The organism is Niabella sp. CPT15-335-S11, assembly GCF_058792415.1.
Genome location: NZ_JBYTEI010000001.1, coordinates 1 through 25,559, shown reverse-complemented (window position 1 = coordinate 25,559; position 25,559 = coordinate 1). Strand labels below are relative to the sequence as shown.

20 protein-coding genes and 1 tRNA gene are annotated in these 25,559 nt (G+C 39.7%); 4 read left to right on the top strand and 17 right to left on the bottom strand.

Translation table 11 applies throughout. The annotated features are described in order from the left end of the window. Window positions 1-310: 310 nt before the first annotated feature. Window positions 311-382 (top strand) — tRNA-Arg (locus tag AC3WS5_RS00105). Between the two features lie 123 nt (window positions 383-505). Here the strand turns inward: AC3WS5_RS00105 and AC3WS5_RS00100 are convergent. From AC3WS5_RS00100 to AC3WS5_RS00090, 3 genes are all read right to left on the bottom strand, one after another. Beyond that, window positions 506-910: a cupin domain-containing protein gene (locus AC3WS5_RS00100; RefSeq protein WP_492465148.1), complete on the bottom strand. Its 405-nt coding sequence runs from the start codon at window positions 908-910 to the stop codon at window positions 506-508. A gap of 83 nt (window positions 911-993) precedes the next feature. Further along, complete coding sequence (locus tag AC3WS5_RS00095; protein WP_492465147.1) at window positions 994-2,040, bottom strand: alpha/beta hydrolase; 1,047 nt, start codon at window positions 2,038-2,040, stop codon at window positions 994-996. Between the two features lie 18 nt (window positions 2,041-2,058). Next, entirely contained in the window at window positions 2,059-2,796 is a 738-nt protein-coding gene (locus AC3WS5_RS00090) for a carboxymuconolactone decarboxylase family protein (protein WP_492465146.1), read from the bottom strand. A 364-nt stretch (window positions 2,797-3,160) separates the two neighbouring features. Between AC3WS5_RS00090 and AC3WS5_RS00085 the strand changes: the two genes are divergently transcribed. Together AC3WS5_RS00085 and AC3WS5_RS00080 are read left to right on the top strand one after the other, a co-directional pair. Continuing rightward, complete coding sequence (locus tag AC3WS5_RS00085) at window positions 3,161-4,057, top strand: helix-turn-helix domain-containing protein (protein ID WP_492465145.1); 897 nt, start codon at window positions 3,161-3,163, stop codon at window positions 4,055-4,057. 187 nt (window positions 4,058-4,244) lie between these two features. Beyond that, window positions 4,245-5,147, top strand: a complete 903-nt coding sequence (locus AC3WS5_RS00080) for a DUF5996 family protein (RefSeq protein ID WP_492465144.1) — start codon at window positions 4,245-4,247, stop codon at window positions 5,145-5,147. A 34-nt stretch (window positions 5,148-5,181) separates the two neighbouring features. Here AC3WS5_RS00080 and AC3WS5_RS00075 read toward each other — a convergent pair whose 3' ends face one another. From AC3WS5_RS00075 to AC3WS5_RS00015, 13 genes are all read right to left on the bottom strand, one after another. Beyond that, complete coding sequence (locus tag AC3WS5_RS00075; protein ID WP_492465143.1) at window positions 5,182-5,460, bottom strand: UBP-type zinc finger domain-containing protein; 279 nt, start codon at window positions 5,458-5,460, stop codon at window positions 5,182-5,184. 42 nt (window positions 5,461-5,502) lie between these two features. After that, window positions 5,503-6,717, bottom strand: coding sequence for a mandelate racemase/muconate lactonizing enzyme family protein (locus AC3WS5_RS00070; protein ID WP_492465142.1), 1,215 nt, complete (start codon window positions 6,715-6,717; stop codon window positions 5,503-5,505). A gap of 70 nt (window positions 6,718-6,787) precedes the next feature. Continuing rightward, on the bottom strand, window positions 6,788-7,480 hold the full coding sequence (locus AC3WS5_RS00065; RefSeq protein ID WP_492465141.1) for an RraA family protein: 693 nt from the start codon (window positions 7,478-7,480) through the stop codon (window positions 6,788-6,790). Between the two features lie 44 nt (window positions 7,481-7,524). Next, window positions 7,525-8,958: a sulfatase family protein gene (locus AC3WS5_RS00060; RefSeq protein ID WP_492465140.1), complete on the bottom strand. Its 1,434-nt coding sequence runs from the start codon at window positions 8,956-8,958 to the stop codon at window positions 7,525-7,527. A 35-nt stretch (window positions 8,959-8,993) separates the two neighbouring features. Beyond that, window positions 8,994-10,301 (bottom strand): MFS transporter, encoded by a 1,308-nt coding sequence (locus tag AC3WS5_RS00055; protein WP_492465139.1) that lies wholly within the window; start codon window positions 10,299-10,301, stop codon window positions 8,994-8,996. A 185-nt stretch (window positions 10,302-10,486) separates the two neighbouring features. Further along, the gene (locus AC3WS5_RS00050) at window positions 10,487-11,248 is read right to left on the bottom strand and encodes an SDR family NAD(P)-dependent oxidoreductase (protein WP_492465138.1); all 762 of its coding nucleotides are present in this window, start codon (window positions 11,246-11,248) and stop codon (window positions 10,487-10,489) included. 171 nt (window positions 11,249-11,419) lie between these two features. Beyond that, entirely contained in the window at window positions 11,420-13,711 is a 2,292-nt protein-coding gene (locus AC3WS5_RS00045) for an alpha-amylase family protein (protein WP_492465137.1), read from the bottom strand. Window positions 13,712-13,974: 263 nt separating this feature from the next. Next, a complete protein-coding gene (locus tag AC3WS5_RS00040; RefSeq protein ID WP_492465136.1) occupies window positions 13,975-15,384 on the bottom strand; it encodes a carbon-nitrogen hydrolase family protein in 1,410 nt (469 codons plus the stop codon). 210 nt (window positions 15,385-15,594) lie between these two features. Continuing rightward, entirely contained in the window at window positions 15,595-17,001 is a 1,407-nt protein-coding gene (locus AC3WS5_RS00035; protein WP_492465135.1) for a sulfatase-like hydrolase/transferase, read from the bottom strand. A 40-nt stretch (window positions 17,002-17,041) separates the two neighbouring features. Next, complete coding sequence (locus tag AC3WS5_RS00030) at window positions 17,042-18,802, bottom strand: RagB/SusD family nutrient uptake outer membrane protein (protein ID WP_492465134.1); 1,761 nt, start codon at window positions 18,800-18,802, stop codon at window positions 17,042-17,044. 12 nt (window positions 18,803-18,814) lie between these two features. Further along, window positions 18,815-22,258 carry a TonB-dependent receptor gene (locus tag AC3WS5_RS00025; protein ID WP_492465133.1) on the bottom strand — a complete coding sequence of 1,148 codons (3,444 nt, stop codon included), beginning with the start codon at window positions 22,256-22,258 and terminating at the stop codon, window positions 18,815-18,817. Between the two features lie 230 nt (window positions 22,259-22,488). Continuing rightward, on the bottom strand, window positions 22,489-23,526 hold the full coding sequence (locus AC3WS5_RS00020) for a FecR family protein (RefSeq protein ID WP_492465132.1): 1,038 nt from the start codon (window positions 23,524-23,526) through the stop codon (window positions 22,489-22,491). Between the two features lie 248 nt (window positions 23,527-23,774). Then, a complete protein-coding gene (locus tag AC3WS5_RS00015; RefSeq protein WP_492465131.1) occupies window positions 23,775-24,362 on the bottom strand; it encodes an RNA polymerase sigma factor in 588 nt (195 codons plus the stop codon). 268 nt (window positions 24,363-24,630) lie between these two features. Between AC3WS5_RS00015 and AC3WS5_RS00010 the strand changes: the two genes are divergently transcribed. Next, window positions 24,631-24,825, top strand: a complete 195-nt coding sequence (locus tag AC3WS5_RS00010) for a nucleotidyl transferase AbiEii/AbiGii toxin family protein (protein ID WP_492465130.1) — start codon at window positions 24,631-24,633, stop codon at window positions 24,823-24,825. Window positions 24,826-25,024: 199 nt separating this feature from the next. Here the strand turns inward: AC3WS5_RS00010 and AC3WS5_RS00005 are convergent, their stop codons facing one another. Continuing rightward, window positions 25,025-25,240 (bottom strand): hypothetical protein, encoded by a 216-nt coding sequence (locus tag AC3WS5_RS00005; RefSeq protein ID WP_492465129.1) that lies wholly within the window; start codon window positions 25,238-25,240, stop codon window positions 25,025-25,027. Window positions 25,241-25,559: the final 319 nt, after the last annotated feature.

Genomic DNA, 25,559 nt, shown 5'->3' with positions numbered 1-25,559 from the left:
CCATTGGGCGGCTTGTTTCGTTATAAGTGGAGAGGGGAGAGGTTAAACAAATACTGGAGGGACTTTGCTGTCTGTACACCTTTTAAATTCACTTAAAAAACGAGGGGGGAATGCGGTATTTTATTATCTTTGTCGCCCTTTTGGGAGCGATAACCAGCAACTCGTTAGGCGGTGGTTAAAGTTCTTTTTTGGTCCCGTAGTTCAATGCCCGCCCCCGTCCGAATCGGACGCATCGTCCGGGCGGGCGTACCGAACGGTACGTTCGGGCGGGGATAGAATAGTTTTCAGATCTTTAATTAGATTTTTTTTTGGTCCCGTAGTTCAATGGATAGAATAGAAGTTTCCTAAACTTTAGATACAAGTTCGATTCTTGTCGGGACTACCCAACCGGAAACAGCTAATGTTTCCGGTTTTTTATTGGTTGGAAATTATTACTTCTACGTTCAGGAATTATTTTGAGCCCACGTCGTTAAAGGGAAACATTTACAGATAAATGGTGTTACTTTTATTTATTGTATTCTTCATCAGTTACGGCATCCAGCCAAACAGTTTCACCTTTTTCTCTTCCGGTAATTGCTATCTGTACAAAAGCCGTCTCGGCACTCGCTCCATGCCAATGTGGGACATTGGGCGGACACTTGATAGCATCTCCTTTGCGCAATATTTTTTTGGGTTTCCCTTTCTCTTGATAATAACCTATGCCGTCGATTACCAATAGTATTTGCCCTGCAGGATGTGTGTGCCATTTGCTCCTGGCACCCGGTTCAAAAGTTACATTTCCAACGGATATGGCGTTCAGACTATCAGCATCCATCAGCAATTGCAGGTAGGCTGTTCCTGTGAAATTTGAATTGGTAATTTTTTCTCCTTGCGGAAACACAAGCTTGTTTTGCTGGTTTGCTTTTTCCATTTTTTGATGGTTTTTGCACGCAGTAAAAAAGACAACTACAAGTGGCAGGATATACCAAAAATTATTTTTCATCACCTTTGAGCTTATAGGTTTGATTTATAAAATCCAAGCAATTTATTTACAGCTTGCGATACATATTCCGGTTTCCAGTAGGTTTGTATATGCGTAGCTCCTTCAATTAGAAATAATTCCTTATTTTTTGCATTGGTTGCCTTACTAAATGCTTCATCAGTCATATATTTTGAATCGGCTTTGCTGCCTGCAATCATTAGTAGTGGCTGGTTAATCAGTTCAATTTGGTCGGTTGCATCCCAAGTCATTAAATCAAACAGACTGCTTAAAGTATAATTTCCACTTGAATTTGGGTGCTTGTGTGTTTTGCCGTAATAGATAGTACCTTCCCTGTATAAGTCAAATGGCATTTTTGAAATTTGCTCATCCGTCAAAGGCGGTGCATCGGGGAAAGCATATAAAACTTTACCTCCTGCTGCTTCCTGTGCACGTGCATCCGAGGCCTTTTTCAATCTTTCCTGGATAGTTGCAACCTGCGAGTTCATAAATCCATTACGTCTTACTTCTCCTGAGTTAAACATGCTTAATGTGGCAACGGCTTTAAAGCGTTTATCAGATTGGGCCGCTTTTAAGGTATAGCCACCACCACCGCAAATACCAAGTACCCCAAGCCTTGCCATATCAACTCCTTTATACCCGGAAATAAAATCAGCCATTCCATGTATATCCTCAACACGGTTTTGAGGCTTGTCCACATTGCGAGGCTGTCCGCCGCTTGCTCCCTGATATGCTGCATCCGCAGTAATGGTTATATAACCCGCTTCTGCCAAGCGCTGCGCGTATAAACCGGCTACTTGTTCTTTTACACCGCCATTGGGATGCGCTACTACAATTGTCCGGTATTTCTTTGACGGGTCATAATCCGCAGGTGTATAAACATTCGCAGCTATATCAATCCCGTTCAGCTTGTAAGCTACTGGGTGGATATTCACTTTCCCCTTTACATTTTCCGTAATGGCATCGCCATAGATCAAACCAAAGGGATTTTTGGTTTGTGCTGAAGATATAATACTTGTTGTCATAAAAATTGCTATTAGAATTAATGTTATCTGCTTCATTTTACTATAATTTTAATGTTATCCTCTGTTTTTAAGCACTCCATCCAATACGGTTTGGGCTGCTATTGCTTCCTTTTTCCCTATAGATGATTTAATGATGTTCACGAATTGTTGTAATTGCTCCGGAGTCAAACCCACATTGAGGCAAATGGTCAGATGTGAACGAAGCATAGGTTCTGCATTGCCAATTGCACAGATTACGGAAACCGTTACCAATTCCCTTTCAGCATAGTTTAAAACATCCCTTTCAAAAATGTCTGCAAACAGATGTTCTTTCAAAAAAGTGTCTATTACAGGAGCAAATGCCGAATAGCCTGTAAGCGTATCGGGCTGTGGGATTTTTGTTAGTTCACCCAAAATCTTCTTGCCTCTCTCATATTTATTCTTATCTTCTTTTATGGCCGATGCTTCCTTGCCTGCATTATCAGCAATGCCTTTTGCTTTGCGTTCGTTTAACACTTCCATAAAAGTTTGCAGGCCCCGGATGCTGCGGGGAAATCCGCAATAGGCATAGAGATGCACAAGGGCTTCTTTGATTTGGTTGATGGTTAACCCTGCATCCAACCCACGCTCGAATGCTTTTTGCAATTGTACCAAATCTCCTTTGGCCGTGTAGGCAGAAATAGTGATGATGGCCAGTTGCCTGGCATCTAATACCTGATTGGTTTGCATACTATCTTGAGCGTTTATTTTGCTTACGAAAACAAATTGAACCAGGAAAAGCGATAACAGAACAAACCATTTTATTTTTCTCATAACAACATTTTTCAATCAGTGCCTTGTTCTAATAAAGCCGGGTAGTATTCATTTTACGTGCTGTTTTGACACTAATCTTTTTTATCGGATGGGTTTTTGCCATAATATTCTTCATCGGTTACTTTTTACAGCCATACGGTACCTCCCTTTTGAGCAGGGCTAATCGCCAAATAAAGAAACACGTTTCTCATATTTAAAGATTTTGTTTATCTAATTTGACCATGCAAAGTTCAGCACAAAAAAGATGTTGACATGTATATGCATCACGGTATTCTGTACCAAAATCACTGATTGTCCTTCTGGTATTTTTTTACCTATCAGAGGAGCCGTAAATTTGTATATCAACTTTTTAAAAGACAGGCACATGGAAGAGATCTTGAAGTTTACAGCCATTGGTCAATACAACGCCTTTAACAAAAATGAAACGTTGCACCCGCTTGTGAGTGTGGTTGACCTTTCAAAGGCAGAACCACGGGAAGCACGGCGAATGAGTTATAATTTTTATACCGTGTTTTTGAAAGAGATAAAATGTGGTGATCTTCGGTACGGATGCGACTACTATGACTACGAAGAAGGAACGCTGATATTTCTTGCACCCGGACAGGCGATTGGCTCTAACGATCCCGGGAAATATTATCAACCGCAAGGTCTTGCCTTAGTTTTTCATCCCGACCTGATACACGGCACAACGCTTGGCAGACACATGAGCAACTACACTTTTTTTTCTTATGAGGTGAATGAGGCGCTTCATTTATCGGACTATGAACGGCAGATTGTTTTAGACCTTTTTAAAAAGGTTGAATTTGAATTAAGTCATGCGGTGGACAAACACAGTAAAATGCTTATTGTATCTACTATTGAATTGTTTTTAAATCACTGCATTCGTTTTTATGACAGGCAATTCATTACCAGAGACAAGGTGAACAAAGGTGTGATTGAGCAATTTGAGCAACTACTAAACAACTATTTCTATACAGATAAACCACACACTATCGGATTGCCAACTGTAAGTTATTGTGCAGAGGAACTGCATCTTTCGGCAAACTATTTTGGGGATTTGGTTAAAAAAGAAACAGGCAAATCGGCTCAGGAGCATATACAAGACAAAGTAATTGACTTAGCAAAAGAGAAACTTTTTGAACCCGGCAAAACTGCCAGCGAAGTTGCGTATGATTTAGGTTTCAAATATACCCAGCATTTTAGCCGATTATTCAAGCAGCGTGTAGGTCAGTCGCCGAATGAATACAGAAATTTAAACTAAGCTTTCATGATTTAAATGAACAAACGGTTTTATAACTACTCAAAATTGTTCACGGCAGAAGCACAGCGGCTAAAAGAAAAGAAGTTGCCAGAAGTCCTCTCAGATAATTATTATCCCGGATATAAATGAATGTTGCTTTTGTTTAATTGAATTAATTGTGTAATAATCTAAATCTAAATCTAAAAAGATGCAACAACAATGGCCTGTCCTTTCCTATCAAAAAGGCAAAGCAACGTACGACACATTACACATGTTTACACAGATTGTGGGGAAAATAAAATTGGCAATCCTTCCATGGGTCAATCATTCATGGCATGTTACTTTACATATCGTGCCTTACGGTTTGACAACCCAAACCATGCCTTACAAAGATCAGAATTTTCAAATTGATTTCAATTTTATCGAACATCAATTAAAAATAAAAACAAGCAAGGGCGAACTTCGTCAATTTGGCCTGCACGGAATTTCTGTTGCTGATTTTTATAGAAAGATTTTCAAATTGCTTGGTGATTTAAAAATTGATGTAAAAATAGATTCGATCCCTTCAGAAATAGCGGATCCGGTCCTTTTTGAAAAAGATGTGATTCATAAAAGTTATGTAAATGAGCAGGTGGCTGCTTTTCACAATGCCTTGTTGAGAATACAGGATGTGTTTATGAAGTTTCGAAGTACATTTAAAGGAAAGTGCAGCCCGATTCATTTTTTCTGGGGAGGTTTTGATTTAGCGTTATCTTTTTTTTCTGGGAGGAGAGCGCCAAAACATCCGGGGGGAATTCCAGGCATGCCCGACTGGGTCGCGGAAGAGGCCTATTGCCGCGAAGTAAGTAGTTGTGGTTTCTGGACAGGAGGCGAAGGGCTTGCTGAGGCAGTGTTCTACTGTTATTTATATCCTGAACCCGAAGGATATTGGATTGCAAAAGTGCAGCCTTCGGAGGCATATTACAACGCTACTTTCAGAGAGTTTATTTTACCTTATTCGGCTGTGCAGCAAGCAAAAGATGCTGAAACAAAATTGCTTGAATTTTTGCAGAGCACATATGTTGCAGGTGCTGATTTGGCAAACTGGGACAGAGAAATGCTGGAAGATTGATTAAGTTCTTCCGGTATTTTCATTAAAAGTTTCTTTACTCATATTCCGAAAATACCTTGTCCACATAACACCAAAGCCATTTTTCGCCCGGTTCGGCGGAGATTATCACCGGATGCTGCGTATGATTGTGATGTTTCGTCATGTGTTTATGTGGCGAAGCATCGCAACATAATGTAACCCCGCAAGTCTGGCAGGTTCGCAGATGAACCCATTCGCTATGCGTTTTGATACATTCTTCACAAACCAATTCTTTGGGTTGTTTTAGTGACTTTATTTTCCTGATATGTTCGCAAACGGGCTGTTGTACTTCCATAAAAATTTTATTTAACTGTTGTAAAATTAGTACAGAATTTTTTTATGCGAATAATTTTGAATTATCGCATAAGTATTTTGCTACAATTTTTTCATTGAGTTCAATGCCAAAGCCTGGCCTTTCCAAAGGTGTTACTCTGCCCTTATTAAACCATTCTGCGCTATCGTTTACCAGTTCGTGGAAAAATGGAACATCATGCGCATGAAACTCACATACCAGGAAGTTAGAAACGGCAACGGATAAATGACAACTCGCCATCAATGCTATTGGGCTGCCAATCATGTGCGGAGCAAATGGCTTATTATATGCATGAGCTAAATCCGCAATTTTTTTTCCTTCCAGCAATCCGCCTACCTTTTGTAAATCCGGTGTAATTACATCAGCCAGATTTTTTTCGATAAGCTGCTGAAAACCGTTCATAAGCTGAAGATTCTCTCCTGTGCCTATGGGAGTATGACTATGATTACGTAGATACTTCAATCCTTCGAAATCAGAGGGCGGGCACGGGTCTTCCAGCCATAATAGATGACAGTTTTCTGCAGCTTTAGATACTTCAATAATTTCATGTGCTCTGTATCTCCAATGAGCATCAAAAGCAAGGTCAGTTTTATCGTCAACGGCGTCTCGTACCCGGTGAATGAGTTCAATCATCCAATCAATTTCTTTTTTTGACAAGGAATATCCGGTAGGTGAATCGAAAGAAGAACTTGGAATATCCAAATCAAATTTTAAGGCATCATATCCGAGGTTCGCCATGGCTACTGCTCTTTCCGGCGCTGAATCAAGTATCGATTCCATGGTCTCTGCGATATGGTGTGAGCTTCGGTCCCATTTCGGTTTATGGGGTTGAAGTAAGGTGTCTAAAGCCTCTAAAGAATTTCCTGCATGGCAGTCAAGATAAATGCGAACATCATCTCTGAATTTCCCGCCGAAGAATTGATATACCGGTATGCCGGCATATTTACCATTTAAATCAAAAAGTGCAGCTTCAATGCCCGTAATTGCATTAATAATGATACCGCCGGTGGACCCAGCCCCCGAAGCAGCCCAACTCATTTTCTCAATCAACTTACCTATATTTCTAAAATCTTCCCCTATTAATATAGACGAAAATTCCTGAATAATATATTGAATACCTGGTGCAAAAAAACATTCCCCTGTGCCATAAAGTCCTCCCTGGAGATCGGTGTATATACGAACATATGTCCACTGAAAGTTGGCTTCAACAATTGCCGTGCTTATTTTGGTAATTTTCATTGTGTCGATCTCATTGCGTCAAATAATGACTTGATTTTTATATTAGCCGATAGAGGGGAGCATTATCCTATTAGATGATTCCATACGTATCAAAGGCTTTTTTCGCACCCATGCCCTCTAAAATTTTTTGCTGCACCAACTTTTCGCCTCTTGCCTTTTCAATGGCTAAGCGAAAGACATCCTGTTCAGCTTCTTTAGGAACTATACACACACCATCTATGTCGCCTACTACAATATCACCTGTTCTGATTTTTACCCCTTCCATTTCTATAGCGATCCTGAAATCAAGCACTTTTCCTCTTGGTCCCTGATCCTGCGCATAGCGGCCTCTCGAAAAAGTTGGAAAATTCAGTTGCAGAATTCCGTTCGTGTCTCTTGAATATCCATCAACAACGGCACCAACTGCACCTAACTTTAACGCACGAGTACTCATGAGCTCACCCCAAAGTGCATATCTAGGTGAAGAACCGGTACAGATGTAAACTTCGTTTTTCTTTAGATCGTCTAAAGCTTCTAACATTAAGCCAAAAGGCTGCTTCAATAGGGGGTTATGATTACTCCCACACTCTTCAAAAACATCTGCTTCTAAGACAGTCATAGCCCTTCCCACAACAAACATATCATTTCGCAAGGCTTGTAACTGAGGTGACAAAAACTGATGTTGTAAGCCAAGTTTATCCATAACATCCCCAATTACGGCTGTAAAGAGTTCTTTGCGAGTCATTGAAAAAAGCTCGTCGTCATTTTTCCATTGAGGTATCATATTTTGTTGCTGTAGATAAAAAATATTTGGTGATTACTTTATGGCTAAAAATTTTTAAATGGCCCACGAGGCGAAGCATCTTCCATTTCCTTTTTCCATTTTTCAAATTCTGATTTGACCATTTTTAAGACTCTGGGGTGTTTACTTGATAAGTCATTCTTCTCACTTATATCATTTGATAAATCAAATAGTCCCCCACCTCGTTTTGATACGACTAATTTCCAATTATCGATTCTGGCGGCATGATCTCCACGAGCTTCCCAAAACATTTTTCGTCTTGCTGAATGATCCACCTTTCCTTCCAAAAAGGGTAACATATTAAATCCGTCATAAATAACTGAGTGTGGCAATTGTGCCCCTGCTGCGGAGACTATAGTAGGGAAAAGTTCGAGCGAGGTTAAAAAACCATCATTTACTGTTCCTGGTTTAATATATCCAGGCCATTTAATGATACAAGGCATCCTCGTTCCGCCTTCGAAGAAGTAAGTTTTTCCGCCTCTGTATGGAGAATTATTAGCGCCCTTAGATCCTCCATTATCGGATAGAAAGATCACCAGCGTATTATCTTCTTTACCACTTTCCTTTAATACTTGCAAAATATTCTTAATGGCATCATCCATACAGGTTACGGCAGCCATGTACTTTCTACGATCATTTTCAGCTTTTGTAGTTCCTTTTGGATATTTTTGAAGATATTCCTCAGGCGCTTGTACTTCTATGGAATCAAGGGTAGATGCAACATGTGGGGCATTGAAGGATAAATAAAGAAAGAAAGGTTTCTTGGAATTCTTATTTTTATTTAAGAAACTAATAGCTTCCCTTTCAAACAAATATGTGGAATACACTCCTTTATCCTTTGTTGTAGGCGTATTCCCGTCAAGCATTTGTGGTACGCCATATCGCTCATGCGTAAAATAGTCAATCCCGGTAGTTGCAAAGCCGTAATAATAATCAAACCCTCGTTGTAAAGGCAGAAACCTTTTTAATTGCCCTAAATCCCATTTGCCAACGTATCCATTTATGTACCCGGCGCTTTTCAATACTTGAGAAATAAAGACTTCCCTAAGATCAGTACCCAATACTCTTTCCGGGGAAACACTATATTCATATTCGGTATATCTGTGTCCATAATTGACTTCATTGTTCCGAAAAAGTTCATAAGTGCCATTCCTCTGAGGATATCTTCCAGTGAGTAGCCCACTTCTGGAAGGGGTACAAGTTGAACCGGTTACATAAAAGCTGGTTAAGCGCACCCCATCCGCAGCCAATTTATCCAGCGTAGGTGTCTGAATATCTTTTCTTCCATAAGCGCCTAAATCATTGCAGCCCTGGTCATCAGAAATTATCAGAATAATATTTGGCGGAATAGTATCTTTAAGTGGCGCAGAGAATACTGGTTGTTCAAAACTAATAATTAATAAAATAATTATTAGACAAATTGACTTTTTATTCTCGGTAACATTTGCATTTTTTTTCATAACGTTTTTATTAATATGGTTATAAGCTTAAGTGACTAAGCTGGCTCAGATTTCAAAAATTCATGGTTTACATATTCGTGCAATTCCTTGTTTTTGGTAATCGGCCCCATTAAGAATAATACAATTGCAAGCCCTATTAGCGCCGAAATCCCATAACCAATAAACATCGCATTATATGCTGTCGAATAATTATAAGCGGCGGAAAGATTCTTGACAGTGATACCGGAGATTGATTGAAAAATCATACCTCCAAAGCCAGCTCCCGCGCTTGCAATTCCCCAAACTGATGCGGTTGCACTTTGTGGAACAACATCCCCCGGGAAGGCCATTGAATTTGATGTATATGCTGCATATCCGAATCCTGCGAGGGAAAAAACAACAAGAGCAGAAGCTGTAGAACTAATCAGTAAGGGTCCTATAATTAGCGAGAGACCCATTAATGAACCAAATATGCCAACAGATACTTTTCTTGCCTTTGGCACGGGCATTCCTTTTTTAATAATATATTGAGTAAACAATCCTCCTAATATGTTTCCTATGTCGGCTACAACGAATGGAAGTATCACAAACCATCCTATTTCCTTCAGCCCCCAACCATGGACATCTACAAGATAACGGCCAATCCAAAATGAGATAAAATACCAGATGGGGTCGATAAATATTTTGGAGAGTGTGAACCAGGATACAAAACGTATTTTCATTAATTTCCAGGGTGCTATAATCCTCGCCTTTGATTCTTTCAATGAATGCTCAGGTGTATAATAGATGAACCAGAATATTGCTAGCCAAATATAGCCTAAGACGCCAATGGCAATGAAAGCTTCCCGCCAGCCATAAGCACTTCCAAGCCAGATTACTAATGGGGGGGCGATTATAGCTCCCATTGCAGCACCACTATTAAATATCCCGGTAGCTGTGGAACGTTCTTCAGGGGGAAACCATTCAGTCGCTAGCTTTATGCCGGCGGGCCAGTTTCCAGCTTCCCCAATGCCCAATAAAGTTCTGAATATTCCAAAATGTAAGGGTAGAGTTGCAAATGCTTGTAAAAGGGATGCTGTGGTCCAGAAAGCCATCGTTAAAGAATACCCTAGTCTTGTGCCGAGTTTATCGATTACGAAGCCTGAAACAAAATTGGAAATCATATAGCCCATAAAAAAGGCAGTACCAATATAGCCAAAAGCTTCATCAGAGATTAACTTTCGAAGAGCGCCATCAGCGCTTAAGTAATTAAATGCTAATCGGTCAATATAGTTCAGTATTGTAGCTACCAACGCAAATGACAGCATTAACCAGCGAGTCTTTGGAGAGTTTCTATTACTTGAACGGATGATATCTTGTATCATTAAAATAAGTCTAAAATAAAATGGATTATACTATATTTAAGCTGGCAGTGAGCCCACAGCTTTCCTTTCGGAATTCATTCTTTAAATTCTTTCGAAATTCAATAACCAATCTTTTGGGCCTAACCATAAACCCAACTGGAAGGGTATTTTAATGATGCTGACTTGTGGGGATTAAAATACCGGGTTTACATGCAATAGACTCCACCATTTACATCAATGGTCGCACCGGTGATAAATCCGTCATATTCCGATGCTAAAAAAGATACAGTACGAGCTATGTCTTCGGGCATACCCGAACGTCCAAGAGGAATTCCCTGGATGGTTTTAAGAGCAGATTCCTGTGAAGTGAATTTTTCGTGGAAACGTGTCCCTTCAATAAAGCCGGGGGTAACGGCATTTACCCGAATACCTTGAGGAGCCAGTTCATTTGAAAGATGCCGGGTCCAGGTCAATACTGCGCCCTTCGCTGATGAATAAGCAAGTGATCCGGGGTGACCGCCCTTTCTCCCTGCCAAAGATGAAATATTTATAATACTGCTACCCTCATTCGTATTCAAATAGGGTAGAAGTTCTCTTGTAACCAACATTAAAGTAGTCATATTGAGATTTACGACTTTCTGCCAATATTTGGTGTCAATGTCACGAATTGAGCGACGCTCGACCAAAGAGCCGGCATTGTTTACAAGAATGTCAAAGGACCTGAGGTAAGCTGTTGCTTGTTTAATGAACTTTATTACTTCTTCCTCAACCGTTAAATCGGCTTTAATACAAAGTGCCTTACTTCCCTTCGCTTCTGCTAGCTTTTTAAGTTTCTCTGGATTTTCCTGAGCACTAAAATAGTGCAGACAAACGTTGCATCCTTTCTCAATAAGTTCTTTTGATATAGCTTCGCCTATCCCCTGTGAGGTCCCTGTTATCAAGGCATTTTTTCCCTTAAGACTTCCCATTTTTTATTGATTAAAAGTTAATTTTATGTATATTATCTAACGTTGTTCCCAAAAGTTTAACTGTATTTTTATTCATAATTCTCGGATTAAGTGTAAAATAATTTGGTGGTTCAGTTTTCGCCATTTTGTGGCTATAGCCGCATTTACAAAATTGACAGTACCTTGTTAATACTAATACAGTTCAATAACGACCGCCTGATAAGATTCAATCCTGGGGAAAAATATTTCCAGGTCTTTCCCAGAGACCTTTTTATTATAGTTGGTTTCTATTAATGTAGATATATTTTTAATTTCTTTCCCCTTCGGGATGCGTAGTTTTAGAGATACATTTTCTACTGGAGGGAGGTAGTACTCGTTCATTAAGCTCTCTTCATACTTATTGCCCGTCCAATTTGTCAGATGCAAGACTAAAAGATTTCTTTTATGGGTAAGATTGACGAATAAACCATTTGGGGCATTTAACGTGTAGGGCGGAGTTTCATCAGAAAGGATTCTCACAAACTTTACTAATAATTCGCCTATAATTTTAGGTTTGTCATGATTATAGAAAGCCTCCAAAGATGAAGCACAGTAGAGAACTTTTCCCTTTCCAAACCTTGATAAAACAACCCCCGGGAGAATTGTCTTTCTATTATATCCGGTAACAATATCCATTATCGTTTCTCCTCCTTCCAATGCCTTTACAGGTTGATAATACCATAAGGGGAATAATTTACCCTGCCATTTCTCGCTAAAGATTTTTTTACTGGTATTATTTGTTCGAGGTAACAGATACAGATCATTGGGACCTCCCGTCATTGACGTGTAGTTGTTCATTATCTCCAATAACTCTCCTTTTGGTTCCACGGGCTTGACGCTCATTAATTCTTCCAGCCCGAAAGCTGATTGACGTTCTCCTTGCTCATTATACAAAGTAGTCGCATCACTTAAAATTAAGTGTCCTCCATTTTTTACATAGTTCTTAATGTTTTTTATTCTTTCGCTACTAAGAAAGGGTACGTTTGCAAGACATAGTACCGGATACCTTTTAAGCTCTTCCGGATCATCCAGCACAAATTCACTAATCGAACTTACTTGAAGATGATTATGGAGGTAAGCCGAAAATGCACCCAATCCTGAAGTACGGGCATCGGTAACTCCGGTGTGCCACCCCTTTCTCACATATTCTGTCGGGCTGTTGTATGAAAATAAAACACCTATATACGGATAATTACGTAATCCTTTAAAAACATCATTGTACTTTTTTATAATACTAAAAGGGTAGCTGACGTATTTTCTATTTTCGGTATCGTTAATATATCCTGTGGGCTGGGCAACTATAGAACCTGCGCCAAACATCAAATTGATAAAAATTTCCTGCTGGTAGTTAAACCCCTGGAAGGCCAGCCGCGGCCAGTTATGATACGACCCGACGTAGGGCCAAATATATAACCCGGTGGATCTAGGCACTCCTATCGCTTCAGCGCGCTCCAACATGGATTTTCCGCGCTCGTATAAGAATGCATCCATAACTTTCAGAACCCGGGAGTCGGTTGAAGCCATTTTTTGCGGATCATTGATATTGGACATCAGCGGAACATCTTTGTATGACTTTACTAATGGTCGAACTTTCTGTACAACTTCGGTCATAAATCTTTCGGTGTACCAGTCATGATATTTGTCAATAATCTCAAGCTCTCCCTTTGAATAATCACTTTCATTTTCCTTATAGGGAATGTGAAGTCCTCTGGCATCGTAGAATCCTTTCTTGCACCAGTCACAATAACATACCTTTTTACCCTTCCAGAAATAAAAAGGAAAGAAAGTGTCAAAATACATGCCGTTAATATTATAATCCCTGACTATATGTGCCACATAATCGAACCACGCTTCTTTGTATGGTGTCTGCCAACAAACTGTACCCATATCTTCCCCGACATACATATGATCCCGACCGGGAAGACCACCAGGCGTAGTTTTCTGCCCATATTCCGGATAATCCTTGGTTACCATGGACCAGGCCAGCTTATGGCCCGTCGAAATATAAGGAAGCACTTCAATACCTTTAGGCCGACATGCGTCTATCGTTTCCTGTAGTAAATCACGTTTTCCCTGATCAGGGGCCGTGCTAAAACGAACGCCCTGTACTGTAGCATATTTGCCCATAGTTCCAAAACGAATCACATTCACATTCATCTCCGACATCATTTCGGCCCACGCGGGTGCGTCATATTGAAGATGGGGTACTATGGGGGGTTGATAGGCATCCAAAAGAAAAACGCGTGCCGTCTGTAACCAATCCTGTTGGCTTCCTTTATCTATATTTCCCAGGAATCGTAAAGAAGTAGTCTTGCCCGTTACAGTCTCATCACGCGCCGTTAGTTCTGTTGGAATCTTAATGACCCCAAAGGTCGCTATACCTCCGGCTGAAAGAATTGATGTCCTTAGAAAGTCGCGTCGTGAAGGATTATTTCTTTTTTTCATTTGGAATACTTAGGCTAATTGTTTATTTATTTTGATCTTTATTATGAATTAATATTTCGTTACATTCTTGCAGAATATTTTACATGTCCTGGTGCGAATTTGATATGAAAAGAGTTTAGAAAATTTAGCGCTATAACATCAGACAATTCAGGTATTCAAATAAGGTATTAATAAAGAATAAGAATGTCTGGAAAAATAGCCGGGGCCCCTTTAAACAAACTCTGGTATCATATATAAGGTGTGTATTATATGTATAATACATCTCACTCGGGGTCTGGTCGTTGTCGGACAGTTTTTTCCCTAAGATCACCGATATGTACCCAGAGTTTAGGGGAGTTAAGATCCACATCTGCGATAACCACTTCTCCTTTATATTTTCCCGATGCAATCATGTTTCCCTCATAATCAAATATCCCGGAGCGTATCCAGTTTTTCATGGTGCTAAAAGTGCTTGATACTATATAAACCTGATTTACTATTGCGCTTGCACTGATAAGCTTCGGGTTGATTCCTGCGACGGGTAGGAAGATAATTTCTGCCCCTTTGTCTCTTAATCTTCGTGCTATTGATGGGTATTGCCCATCCCAACATATCATCATTCCAATTTTCCCAAATGAAGTCTGAAATACAGGGTACTCATTCCCGGGAGAGATTCCTAGGGTTAAATATTCATCTGTAGGGATAGCTACTTTCCTATATTTTCCTATTAAAGTCCCGTCTGGGCCAATTAACACAGCGGTGTTAAATATTTGTTCCGCTTGAGATTCAATTAGTCCCGCTACGATATAAATGCTATATTTTTTTGCGAGCTCGCCCAAATATTTGGAATCCGGCCCCGGAATCGGATGCGCTGACTGGACGAAACCTACCGAGGAAAACTTTGATGTGAGGAACTCAGGAAGACAAATAATTTTTGCCTTTTTTTGTGATGCCTCCTTAATCATTGGCTCAAAAAGAGAGATAGCACCTTGTGTTGTCTTTGCGATGGTATCTACGGGTCCATATTGAACAGTGGCAATACGGACTATATTCTTCGGCGGCATGTCGGTCTCAGAGAATGTTATACCTGACCATTTTACTAAACCACGCGGAGCCCACATTAAATATAGTCGCACAACCGCTTGCGTTGCCCTGGATGGAACTTTATAAACATTAGAAACCTTTGTCCAGCCATCTACCTTATCCGCCTGATCGCTCGGAAATTCGTATTTAATGATACTTGCCCATCGGGATACTTTCCCATCGTCAAAAGTGGAGGAGCCTAAAAGGTGTACTGAGCTATCCACTTCAACGCTTTTACCCTCGCTATCTCTCCATTCAATAGTTACAAAAGCGCTTTTAACGGAGTTTTTGACATCCTTGGTTTTTTTGAATGCCGTAAAACGATAGTACCGGTCACTTTTCACTTTAAAAGTTTTCGCCCAATAGCCCTGTAAACCGGACTTATTCCCCATCGAAATGATAAAATTGCCTTCGTTTTTATACCCCTGTCGAGACGAATACGAAAATTCGGGCCTCAAAGAGGGTCTTATGGCACCCGGCATCCAACCCTCAATAGAATCATTTATAGGTAATATAACTTTGGTTGTTTTTGAACTGGTACAAGAACTCAATCCAAACAGAATTAAAAATCCAATTATATGGATCCCAATTACTAAGTTTATTGTCCGCATAATTATCTATTTTAGTATATAATTAATCCTAACAGCATTATTACATCTATTATCTGGTTATTTTGTTCGCGTCGATGGTGATTAACACTCTCAAATGTCCAAATCCAAGATTAAGAGTAACTGATCCGGTTTTTTATCGATAATGTTTACGCGCGTAAGAAAAGACTAATTGCGACCTTTTTTAAAACGACCAGGAAAATTAACGGCTGTTTATCTAACCGGTTTTACCATTTCTTCCCAATCTATCAGCTTTCTTTTGATCTTTGATAATTCTTCAGGAAGTTTGTCTTTTAAATTTTCTTTCTCTCCTGGATCTTTCTTCAAATCAAAAAGATATTCTTCCGATGTCTTATTTTTCTCGTTGATGTCGATAACATATTTCATATAGTTATCCCGAACCGCTTTTCTTATCATTGGTGAACGTTGCAGTCTCCAAAATAACGTTCGGGGATAAACGGGTCTGTTATTCTCTATATCTTTAATAATATCCACACCGTCAAACGGCAGGGCTTCTGGAGGTGATGAATGTGATATTCTTGCAATCGACGCGGTCAGATCCATACTGATTGATACTTGATCGCTTACAGTGCCCGCCTTGATATGTCCGGGCCATTTTATAATACACGGTACCCGGATACCTCCTTCAAACATCTGCCCCTTGTGGCCACGAAACGGCATCGCACTTCCCGGGGGGGCAGGCCCGTTATCGGAAAAAAATATAATTATAGTATTATTTTCCATATTTTTCTGTTTCACTTTTTTCACGATCTCGCCAACTCCCCTGTCCAACTCTTCAACATTGGCGACATATCCTTCTTTTGAAAACCCCTTTGCCCCAAACATTTCGGCGGTTAGGCTCTTACCTGTAAAGTCGCCTGGGCCCTGGTTCGGCTGATGAGGGGCCGTATATGGGAGATACAAAAAGAAAGGCCTTTCCTTTTTCTGATTGTTTAGCCAGCTCACAGCATTATCCGTCAAAAAGTCTGTTAAATAATACCCATCGGGATATATTTCAGTGCCATTTCTGGAGAGGTCGTGTTTCGCAGCTTCCCAGTGCCCCATAAATATTCCTTCCGGAATAGTATGCATAAAATAATCTACTCCTCCACCTAATGGGCCTACTGCGTAATCAAACCCTTGGGCTAAAGGCCTAAACTCAGGCTCATATCCTAAGTGCCATTTCCCGATGATGGCCTTATTATATCCTGCTGAAGTTAGTATAGACGGCAGGGCATTATATTTGACTGGTAGGCCAAGCTGATGAAGATTGTTAAGCCTTGCTGCGTCTGGATATCTCCCAATACCGTTAAGTCCTATCGCACACTCAAGTCCTCCTATTCTTTGCTGATATCTTCCGGTAAGCAGAGCTGCTCTGGTCGGAGTACATTCAGAACTATTCGAGTAAAAATTGGTAAAACGTACTCCCTCGCCTGCAAGTTGATCAATATTCGGGGTAGATATATCACGAGAACCATAACAGCTCAAATCCCCATATCCCAAATCATCAGCCACAATTAATATAATGTTTATATGTTCCTTTTCAGCCACTTGACTAAATAGGCTGGTGGGCAACAGGGTAAGCCCTACAAATAAAATACTGACAATCGATTTCAACATTTTAATTCTTTATTAAAGAACTCAGAATTCAAAATACAAATTACCAACCCGGGTTTTGCTTAAGCGCAGCATTCAAGGTTAACTCATTAATTGGAATGGGCAATAAATAGTCGCGTCCGGGGTTAAAACGAAAGCCAGTGGGTAGAATTTTCTGGTAGATATCGACATATCCCTGGTTATCTACAAATATATCTTTGCCCACTTTGACGGTTGGATAATCCGATGGGTGATAAAATACTCCCTGGGGCTTTTTGCCGATAAACAAACCGGCAGCGGCCATCCTCATTAAATCATCCATACGGAAACCTTCACATGCGAGTTCTACTCTTCGTTCCCTTCTAACTTCATTTATTATAGGAGAGAGGGTAGGGAACCTCCAATCGGGATCAGCGGTAATATTATTTATTTCTAAATGTGGCATGTTGACCCGATCTCGAAGCACATTGATCGTTTCATCAATATCCTTCTGTGTAACAGTCCCCAATTCGGCTTTTGCCTCCGCATAATTTAATAAACATTCTGCGTATCTAAATAATACTTGGGCGTATTCTCCTCTGTTATTCCCGGGCAATGAATTATGTGGGTCCAGACCTTTCTTTAATCTATATCCGGTCCTGCTATTAAAAGTAATATTAAAAGTAGGTTTTGTAAAAACTTGAGCAGTATCGTTGCCTGGTTTGATTTCTATGGCATCTCCGGGTTTAAATATTGTTTGTCCCAGCCTCGGATCCCTATTTGTTACTACGTTTTCCAACGTGTGATCGCCACGATACAAGGACGAAACTGAAATCGGCAATCCATCTGTACAAAGATAAGTTTCAGTAAGCCACTTAGTGACCCCACCGTAACCTAGCCATGCGTCCTGGGCTATTAATCCCATCTGTGAATTATTTAACAAGTCTAAACTGATCGAATAGCGTTTCCAGAGCATTATCTCCGGATTACCTGAAAAATCAATCTGATTAAATAGAACTTGGTAGTCTTCATTTGGATGTCCCGAATTGTATATGCGGTAACTGTGCATATCTATAAGTTGTTTTGCAGCTTCTGCAGCGATTCTCAAGTACTCATTCTCCCTGGATTTTTCAACGCCAAAAGCCGAACCTTTATGATATTTTTCCCAAGTACCTTCATAAAGAGCAACGCGTGATTTTAATAGCAGGGCTATCTCTTTGTTTAGTCTTGATGCACTCACACTTCCTTTCTTGTATAAGTATTGGATAGCACTATCGCAGTCGTTAAGGATTGAATCCGCAATAATACTTCTGGAAATTCGTGGGGAATATAATTCTTTAGATTCCGGTGTTAATGGTTTACTAATCCATGGCACATCCCCATAAGACTTTAGCAAATCAAAATATAAATAGGCTCTAAAAAAGCGGGCTTCTCCAACATATTGTTTTATTTCGTCCCACGAGCCTTTGGCCAAAGTATACTTAGCTAAAAAAATATTTACGTCCCTAATCCAATCAAAGTTATAAGCTACATCGAATTTCGTGTACCATGTTTCGTCATAGTGACTTCTGCCGGCATCGTTCGGGGGTACAAGCAATCCAGCTAATCTGGAATCGGGTATCTCTCTGGCCATGTTGTCACTATTAAAATCAAAACTATATATTCCCCTACCTCTACCCTTATAAGAATAGAATACAGGATAGAAGTGATTCATGTATGTCTTGAGGTTTTCAGGTACAGTAAAAAAGGCTCCGTCAGTAACTTGATCTAAGGGTGGTTTATTCAAGAATTCTTTACTGCAACCAAATATAAAAACCAGCCCAAGTAAACAAATAATATTTTTCATAACTTTTTTAATTTAAAGTGAGATCTGAATACCAAACGTTATTGATTTATAAAAGGGATCTGGTGATTTCTCTGATGTTCTGGGAGTATAAGTACTTTCCGGATCAATTCCATTTGGGAGGCCTGAAAAGGTTAGAAGGTTTTCCCCACTTAGATACAGCCTTAATTTCTGGAAGTGCATTTTACTCAGTAACCTGTCTGAAAGATTATATCCTATCTGGAGATTTTTTAATCTTAAATAATGGGCGTTTAAAAGATATCTTGTCTGAACAAGTTGATTCTTTAGATTTTCATTCGTTTCATATGGTTTTGGATAGTAGGCATTCGTGTTATTTGGAGTCCAATAATCCATCTGATAATCTCTTAAACCTGTATGACTAATACCTTGATAACTAAATCCAAAGAGTATAATATCGTTCAAATAGACATCTCTTTGAAGTATTCCCTGAAAGAAAATTTTGAAATCAAATCCTTTATAGCCTGCAAATGCACTTAGTCCTATAGCCTTTCTGGGTTGGCTATTGCCAATTATTACCTGATCTCCAGGATCAGTGGCGGTATTTTTACCATATGTAATTTTGCCATCTCCATTTATGTCGGTATATCTGACATCTCCCTCGCTCCATTTCCCGAAAAGTTGTTTTTGACTCGCGGAATTATTAATTTCTTCAGCATTTTGGAAGAGGCCCACACTTTTAAAACCCCATAATTCTCCTATTGTCATACCCTCATAAAATGTAGTCAGAATCTTGGTAGGATTATTATATTCGAGAACGACTGACTTATTATCTGAATAGTTGAGTGTAAAACCGTAATTGAAATTATTTAATGTTTGGCGCCATCCTGCTGAAATTTCTATACCCTTGGTGCCTAAAGTAGCATTATTTTTTCGCGGGGCGCTGGTTCCGAGTAAATTTGGAATCGCTTCACCGGGTCCGAACATATTTAGTGTTTTCCGGTCAAAAATGTCAGCGGTTAAACTGAGTCGGCTTTGTAAAGCTGTAATATCAATTCCGAGGTTTTTAGTTCTAATAGACTCCCATGTCAGGCCCGAACTACCCAATCCTGGTGCGGTTGCATATGCTGGCCTCATGCCGTCGAAAATGTAGTTTAGATTCGCATACGTCGGCACTAAAATATAGCTTAAATTTCCCGGAACATTCTGATTTCCCAAGGATCCGTATGATACTCTTAATTTAAGAAAATCAACTACATTCAGTAAAGGCTTCCAAAAATTTTCTTTTGATATGATGTAGCCTAATGAGGCCGATGGGAATAATCCCCAACGGTCGGCGGCCGCAAACCGGGAAGAACCATCGTACCTTCCATTAGTCTCTAAAAGGTACTTATTTTTATAGCTAAAGTTTATGCGTCCGAAATAACCTTCAGTAGCCCACTGAGAAAGTGCGTCGCCAACTCCGTAATTGCCCGTTGCGGCGTTGATGGCTGTAACGTCGGGTGAAATAAGATTCATTTTCCACCCATTTAATGCTTCCGACTTATATTTTTCAGCCTGGAACCCGACCATTGCCTTGAAAGAGAAGTCGCCTAGCTGTTTAGTAAAGTCAGAAAAAATATTAGTTGAAAGATATTCGTCATTTGATAAATATCGATATACTTGAGAAAACTTTCTCCACGTCATGGGAATTGATTTCCCACTAGGCGCTATATCAAATAATTGTCGGGTTGTATATAATTGTCTGCCATTAGTTGAATGATAATCAAAATTTGCAGTTAGCTTCCAGTTTTTTGTAAACTTGATTTTCACCTCAGGGGAAATAATTAATTGGTTCTTACGTCTTAAATCTTCTCCCCCTTGAACCATCACCTTGAGGCGATTGAACGCTATATCTCCGCTTGGATTATAAACAGGATAGGTAGGCCAGGCGCCGTTGCCATTGTTAATTCCTCCCTTTATATCGCCCGGACTTGGTGGATTAGTACTGGTTCCGACAGGATATGCATAGTCGGAGAGCATGTACTTGGTCATTATTGCCGTTGATAACCAGGTTGTCGGACTGACCTCGATATTTGCAGTGAAATTGTATCTGGTGTATCCTGTATTGACAAAGTTGAAAAGTCCATCTTGTTTCAGCATACCTGTGCCGATATAATAACTCGAATGTGCTCCTCCGCCCGTTATGGCAAGGTTATGACTTTGTCTGGCAGAACGATTTTTAAAAAAGACCTTGCTCCAATCGGTATTTGCATTTGAATAACCTTGCCCCAAATTACCTGTTCCCGGCCATACATCCATACCAGGAATAGGTATCATATTTGGCGTGTTCGTAGGGTCCTTTTGAAACTTAATTATTCTATCAATAGTTTCTTGTGGGAAAACTGCGCTGGCTCCGGAATTTTGAGAAGAATAATTTATCGCATTCGCAAAGTCTAGCGAGTTTGGGGATTTGGGCAAGTCGATAGGTGTCTGCCATCCATAGTTCCCCGAATATTCTATTACGGGCTTTTTATTTTTCTTTCCATTCTTAGTGGTAATTAGAATTACTCCGAATGCCGCCCTTGAGCCGTATATAGCAGATGCTGCTGCATCTTTTAATACTGTTACACTCTCAACCTGATTCGGATCGATTGCACTCAAATCCATCGGAACTCCATCTACTAATATATAAGGACTGCTGTTACCAGAAAGAGAACCTATTCCCCGTATATTAATAGCTTGTTCCGCCCCGAGCTCTCCCCCGATCGGGGAATTTATGTTTAACCCGGCAACAACACCTTGTAAAAGAGTCGCCACATCAGACGTGGGTCTGTTTCCCAGCGATGATACATCAATTTGGGTGACTGAACCAGTAAGATTTTCTTTCTTCTGCGTTCCATATCCAACAACCACTATGTCCTCCAACCCTGAGATATCCTGGTTTAACGTAACTTTAATTTCTGTCTCTTTTCCGACATTCACCTTAACCGTTTGATATCCAACGCTGGAAATTTCCAGAACAATATTCTTATTATCCGGGGCGGTTAATGTAAAACGACCTTCATTATCCGTGGTAGTCCCTATTTTAGTTTCTGATATAATTACTGATGCATTTTGCAAAGGCATTCCCTGTGAATTGACTACTTTCCCAGAAATTTTAACTGGCGGGGGCGGCGATGGAGTCACATTAATTGTATGCTTTATATCTTGATGGACCTTTTCTTTCTCTGTTGGCTGAACCACTACAGTCCGATTAATAATTTTGTAAGTAAATGGCTGGCCGGTAAAACAGATGGCCAAAGTCTCATCAAGAGAAGAATTTTTTACTGCTATACTTACTCTGTTTGCCTTCTTCAGCATAGTTTCAGTGTACATAAATGTATAACCAGTTTGTTTTTTAATCTCCTGAAAAACTTTTTGCAAGGGCACATTCCTCACATGAAGTGTTATTCCTTGGGAATTAACGCGTGCATTAACCTGGAGGCAGCATACGAGAACGAGAATGGCCGTGATATTCATAATCCCCAGAATTTTGGTTACAGATCGCCTTTGAAAAAAAAACGATCGGTAAAAAGTTTTTAGCATAACTTTGTTTTGTTTGTGTTGATGAAATAGTAAGACAGTACCAATTGTTTTATAACTATTGAGTTAGCTCAAACGCCCAGCCAGTTCCTGTTCCAGAGGATCTGGCTTTTTTCTTAAGCTAATCTTGATAATCGTTTTAATTTCCTTTCTGATAAATAAGGATTTTAGGGCGAAATCGGCGGCATCACAATAATCGTTTTCCCTTCAATTTTAAAGCGTACAGCCTTCGTTGTTTCCAGCATTTTCAATATATTTGAGATACTGGTACTCATTGAAACTTCAGCATAAAATTTCTCTGACACGCGCATATTCTTTTCAAAAACCACTTCCACATCATACCATCGGGATATCTGTCGCATAATACTCTCAATGTCAGCCCCATCGAAAGAAAATACCTCATTCTTCCACGCTGTCGCCTCATTTAGGTCAACGGAATTGAGAAGTCCAATTGAGCCGTTTTTACTTACCTGCGCCTGTTCACCCGGTTTTATTACTATACCTTGCTTGCTACCTTTGGATGTAACGCTCACGCTTCCTTCTAACAACGTAACATTCAAGGAACTTTCATCATCATAAGCATTCACATTAAAATGAGTTCCCAATACTCTTATGCTTGTGTTTCCTTTACTTACGATAAAAGGCATAGCCGGATTATGTGCCACTTCCAAATAAGCCTCTCCGGTTAGTTCAACCTTTCTTTCCTTTCCTACAAAAGCCGTCGGGTACCTTATCGAACTTGCGGTATTCAGCCAGACCTTGGTACCGTCAGTCAACATCAGACTAACAACCTTGCTCCCTTTTGGATTGGTCAGCGTATTATACTGTATTTCCTTATTAGTCCCACTATAGGCAATTTGACCATCCGACAGCTTAATTACATTCACTGATCCCTGCGTCGCAAACATCCCATTGCCGGTACTATCTAAAATGACCTCTTGCCCATTACTTAAAGTGAGTACTGTTTTGATCCTATTCGGCGGCGCGATGTCATTCTGCCTTGATTTTTTTATATCCACCAAATCTCTTTGCTCTTTCTGGGTCGTAGTAAAAAAATAAAGTCCTGTTCCCAATAACAGAGCTATGGCCGCTGCGGCCGCCCAACGAGCCCATGCTATTTTATGTACTATCGGCTGAGAATTTCGGCTATTTTTTTCTTCAATAATATTCTGGTAAAGATGCTCCCAATCGACCGTTGGAAGCACTTCCTCGGAATTATACAGAGAAACTAGTTCTTCAATATGCCTTTTTATGAGTACGTCATTCCCCCCACGCGCTACCCATTTAAAAAGATCCTGCTCTTCCTCTGTAGTCGCTTTACCATTAGAGTAAACCTCTAATAAATAGGATAGTTTGTTCTTTGAAGTTCTTATGTTGATTTTTTAAATTATTATCCCTCTCATAGTAAAGATGAAAGAGTAGGTCAAAATGTACTAGTAGAGTGATAAAAAAGTTATCGTTGTATCAGGATAGCAATCCATATTATGGTTAGAAACTCTTTTCTTAAACAGGTTCGAACAAATTCGACTGCAGAAGATAAGTGGTTTCTAACGGTATTAGGAGAAATATTTAGTTGCCTGGCGATTTCATTTCTATTCATATTTTTCTGCTTGGCTAATTTGTAGATCAGTTTTTGTTGAGGTGGCAGTCGGTTGATTATATTTTCCAGCTTGTCTCTGTTTTCCTTTTCATCCAATAGGATTTCGATTGAGTTTTCGTTATTTTCTATTTCCTGCTCAAATTTTAATTTCAATTGACGTTCCTGAGCGAGTTTTCTAAAATGGGAGTAGATACCGTTATGGAGGATGGCAAATATATAGGCATTCGGTTTTTCAGCCGCAGCTATCAGCTCCTTTTTTAACCAAAGGTTCACGAAAACTTCCTGAGTAATCTCCTCAGCAATATCCGCAGAACGCGTCATTTTATAAGCCGCGGCGTAGAAAGGTGCTTTATAATAATCAAAGATTAGACGAAAAACTTTTTCATCTCCATCTCTCAACTGCTTTAGCAATTGAGTAATATAGGATAAATCTTTTGGCATATTCGTTGATCTTTTGGCACCATACTTTAATAGCTAAAGATAATAAAAAAAATGTCAAGTGTATCAAATCCTGTTTCAATTCCCCCAGGTATTGTTTCGGTGAAAAGCCTGCCTTAGATTCTATTTGACCGTTCCTGGCGCGATGAAAATGAGTTGCTTACAATCCTCTCCAAAATGAGGACTTCTGTATTTATGTTGAGTTTTTTCCTCTTAGTACGGATATTTTTGATGACCGTTGGGTTATGATTCACTTCATGGACTCACACTGATGAGGTACGGATTTCAGTTGAATGGCGGCACAACTTTGTCTAATGGATTTGGTATCATTGACAGAATCAGTGAGGATATTGATATACACTTTGATACGCCCAAAGGATTGGGTATCAATAAAAAACCCAATAACAAAAAGGCAGGCAATATTGAAAACAAAAAAAGTACTACGATCAGCTTGCTTCAGAAATAAAGATTGGTGGCACATCGGTGTCGAGTGCTACACGGCATTTGATGATACCCGAAAATGTAATAGTGGTGGCATTCGTCTTTATTACAAGGAACTTATCGGACATAGTGAAGGCGTTAAGTGTGAAAGTACCGTAGATTGTATACCGAAAGGCACGGATTTTCCCAGTTGTTTTTGAGCAAACACAGCGGATTATTAGGGGCTATCGGGATATCCATTGCAAAATTTTACGGTTCATTGCAAGTTCAAAGAGATACATCCAATCGCCATTAACCGTAGCATTGGCCAGGTGATGTGGGAAAGTAGAAATAAGATCATTATTCCCTGTATTAGGTAGTATCCTGGTTTCCGAAAATACTTTCTCGAAATTCTTTCTGATATCGGTAAAGCTGTTAACGTATTTTCTGATATGGTTCATTTCCGCTTGCTTATTTGATGGAGAAGTACAATCATATTCTTCTAAAGAAAGGAGCAACTTGGCCGGATATATTTGTAATTCATTGATCTGGTACATAAGAGCTAAAGAATATCGATTCCTGTTAGAGTTTATTATTGATTTTTCTATTCTGCTTTTGATAAGCTTATATTGTTCAATTGCTTCTTTTGCACCGATAATCTTCTTTTGATATTTGCCGCTCCATTTTCTACTCTGTAGTGGGTCTGTAAGCTTCCCCTAAAACTGGGCCAGTGTCAATTAGAGTTTTTCAGCTTTTCAAATGCTTTATCCACTAAGCGGC

Excerpts from the sequence above, each read along its gene's own strand:
- AC3WS5_RS00090 (WP_492465146.1), bottom strand. The coding sequence starts at position 2,796 with ATGAGAAAAATAAAATGGTTTGTTCTGTTATCGCTTTTCCTGGTTCAA.
- AC3WS5_RS00060 (WP_492465140.1), bottom strand. The coding sequence starts at position 8,958 with ATGAAAAAAAATGCAAATGTTACCGAGAATAAAAAGTCAATTTGTCTA.
- AC3WS5_RS00010 (WP_492465130.1), top strand. The coding sequence starts at position 24,631 with ATGAGGTACGGATTTCAGTTGAATGGCGGCACAACTTTGTCTAATGGA.
- AC3WS5_RS00050 (WP_492465138.1), bottom strand. The coding sequence starts at position 11,248 with ATGGGAAGTCTTAAGGGAAAAAATGCCTTGATAACAGGGACCTCACAG.
- AC3WS5_RS00015 (WP_492465131.1), bottom strand. The coding sequence starts at position 24,362 with ATGCCAAAAGATTTATCCTATATTACTCAATTGCTAAAGCAGTTGAGA.
- AC3WS5_RS00075 (WP_492465143.1), bottom strand. The coding sequence starts at position 5,460 with ATGGAAGTACAACAGCCCGTTTGCGAACATATCAGGAAAATAAAGTCA.
- AC3WS5_RS00095 (WP_492465147.1), bottom strand. The coding sequence starts at position 2,040 with ATGAAGCAGATAACATTAATTCTAATAGCAATTTTTATGACAACAAGT.
- AC3WS5_RS00005 (WP_492465129.1), bottom strand. The coding sequence starts at position 25,240 with ATGAACCATATCAGAAAATACGTTAACAGCTTTACCGATATCAGAAAG.
- AC3WS5_RS00080 (WP_492465144.1), top strand. The coding sequence starts at position 4,245 with ATGCAACAACAATGGCCTGTCCTTTCCTATCAAAAAGGCAAAGCAACG.
- AC3WS5_RS00070 (WP_492465142.1), bottom strand. The coding sequence starts at position 6,717 with ATGAAAATTACCAAAATAAGCACGGCAATTGTTGAAGCCAACTTTCAG.
- AC3WS5_RS00040 (WP_492465136.1), bottom strand. The coding sequence starts at position 15,384 with ATGCGGACAATAAACTTAGTAATTGGGATCCATATAATTGGATTTTTA.
- AC3WS5_RS00100 (WP_492465148.1), bottom strand. The coding sequence starts at position 910 with ATGGAAAAAGCAAACCAGCAAAACAAGCTTGTGTTTCCGCAAGGAGAA.
- AC3WS5_RS00025 (WP_492465133.1), bottom strand. The coding sequence starts at position 22,258 with ATGAATATCACGGCCATTCTCGTTCTCGTATGCTGCCTCCAGGTTAAT.
- AC3WS5_RS00030 (WP_492465134.1), bottom strand. The coding sequence starts at position 18,802 with ATGAAAAATATTATTTGTTTACTTGGGCTGGTTTTTATATTTGGTTGC.
- AC3WS5_RS00085 (WP_492465145.1), top strand. The coding sequence starts at position 3,161 with ATGGAAGAGATCTTGAAGTTTACAGCCATTGGTCAATACAACGCCTTT.
- AC3WS5_RS00065 (WP_492465141.1), bottom strand. The coding sequence starts at position 7,480 with ATGATACCTCAATGGAAAAATGACGACGAGCTTTTTTCAATGACTCGC.
- AC3WS5_RS00045 (WP_492465137.1), bottom strand. The coding sequence starts at position 13,711 with ATGAAAAAAAGAAATAATCCTTCACGACGCGACTTTCTAAGGACATCA.
- AC3WS5_RS00035 (WP_492465135.1), bottom strand. The coding sequence starts at position 17,001 with ATGTTGAAATCGATTGTCAGTATTTTATTTGTAGGGCTTACCCTGTTG.
- AC3WS5_RS00055 (WP_492465139.1), bottom strand. The coding sequence starts at position 10,301 with ATGATACAAGATATCATCCGTTCAAGTAATAGAAACTCTCCAAAGACT.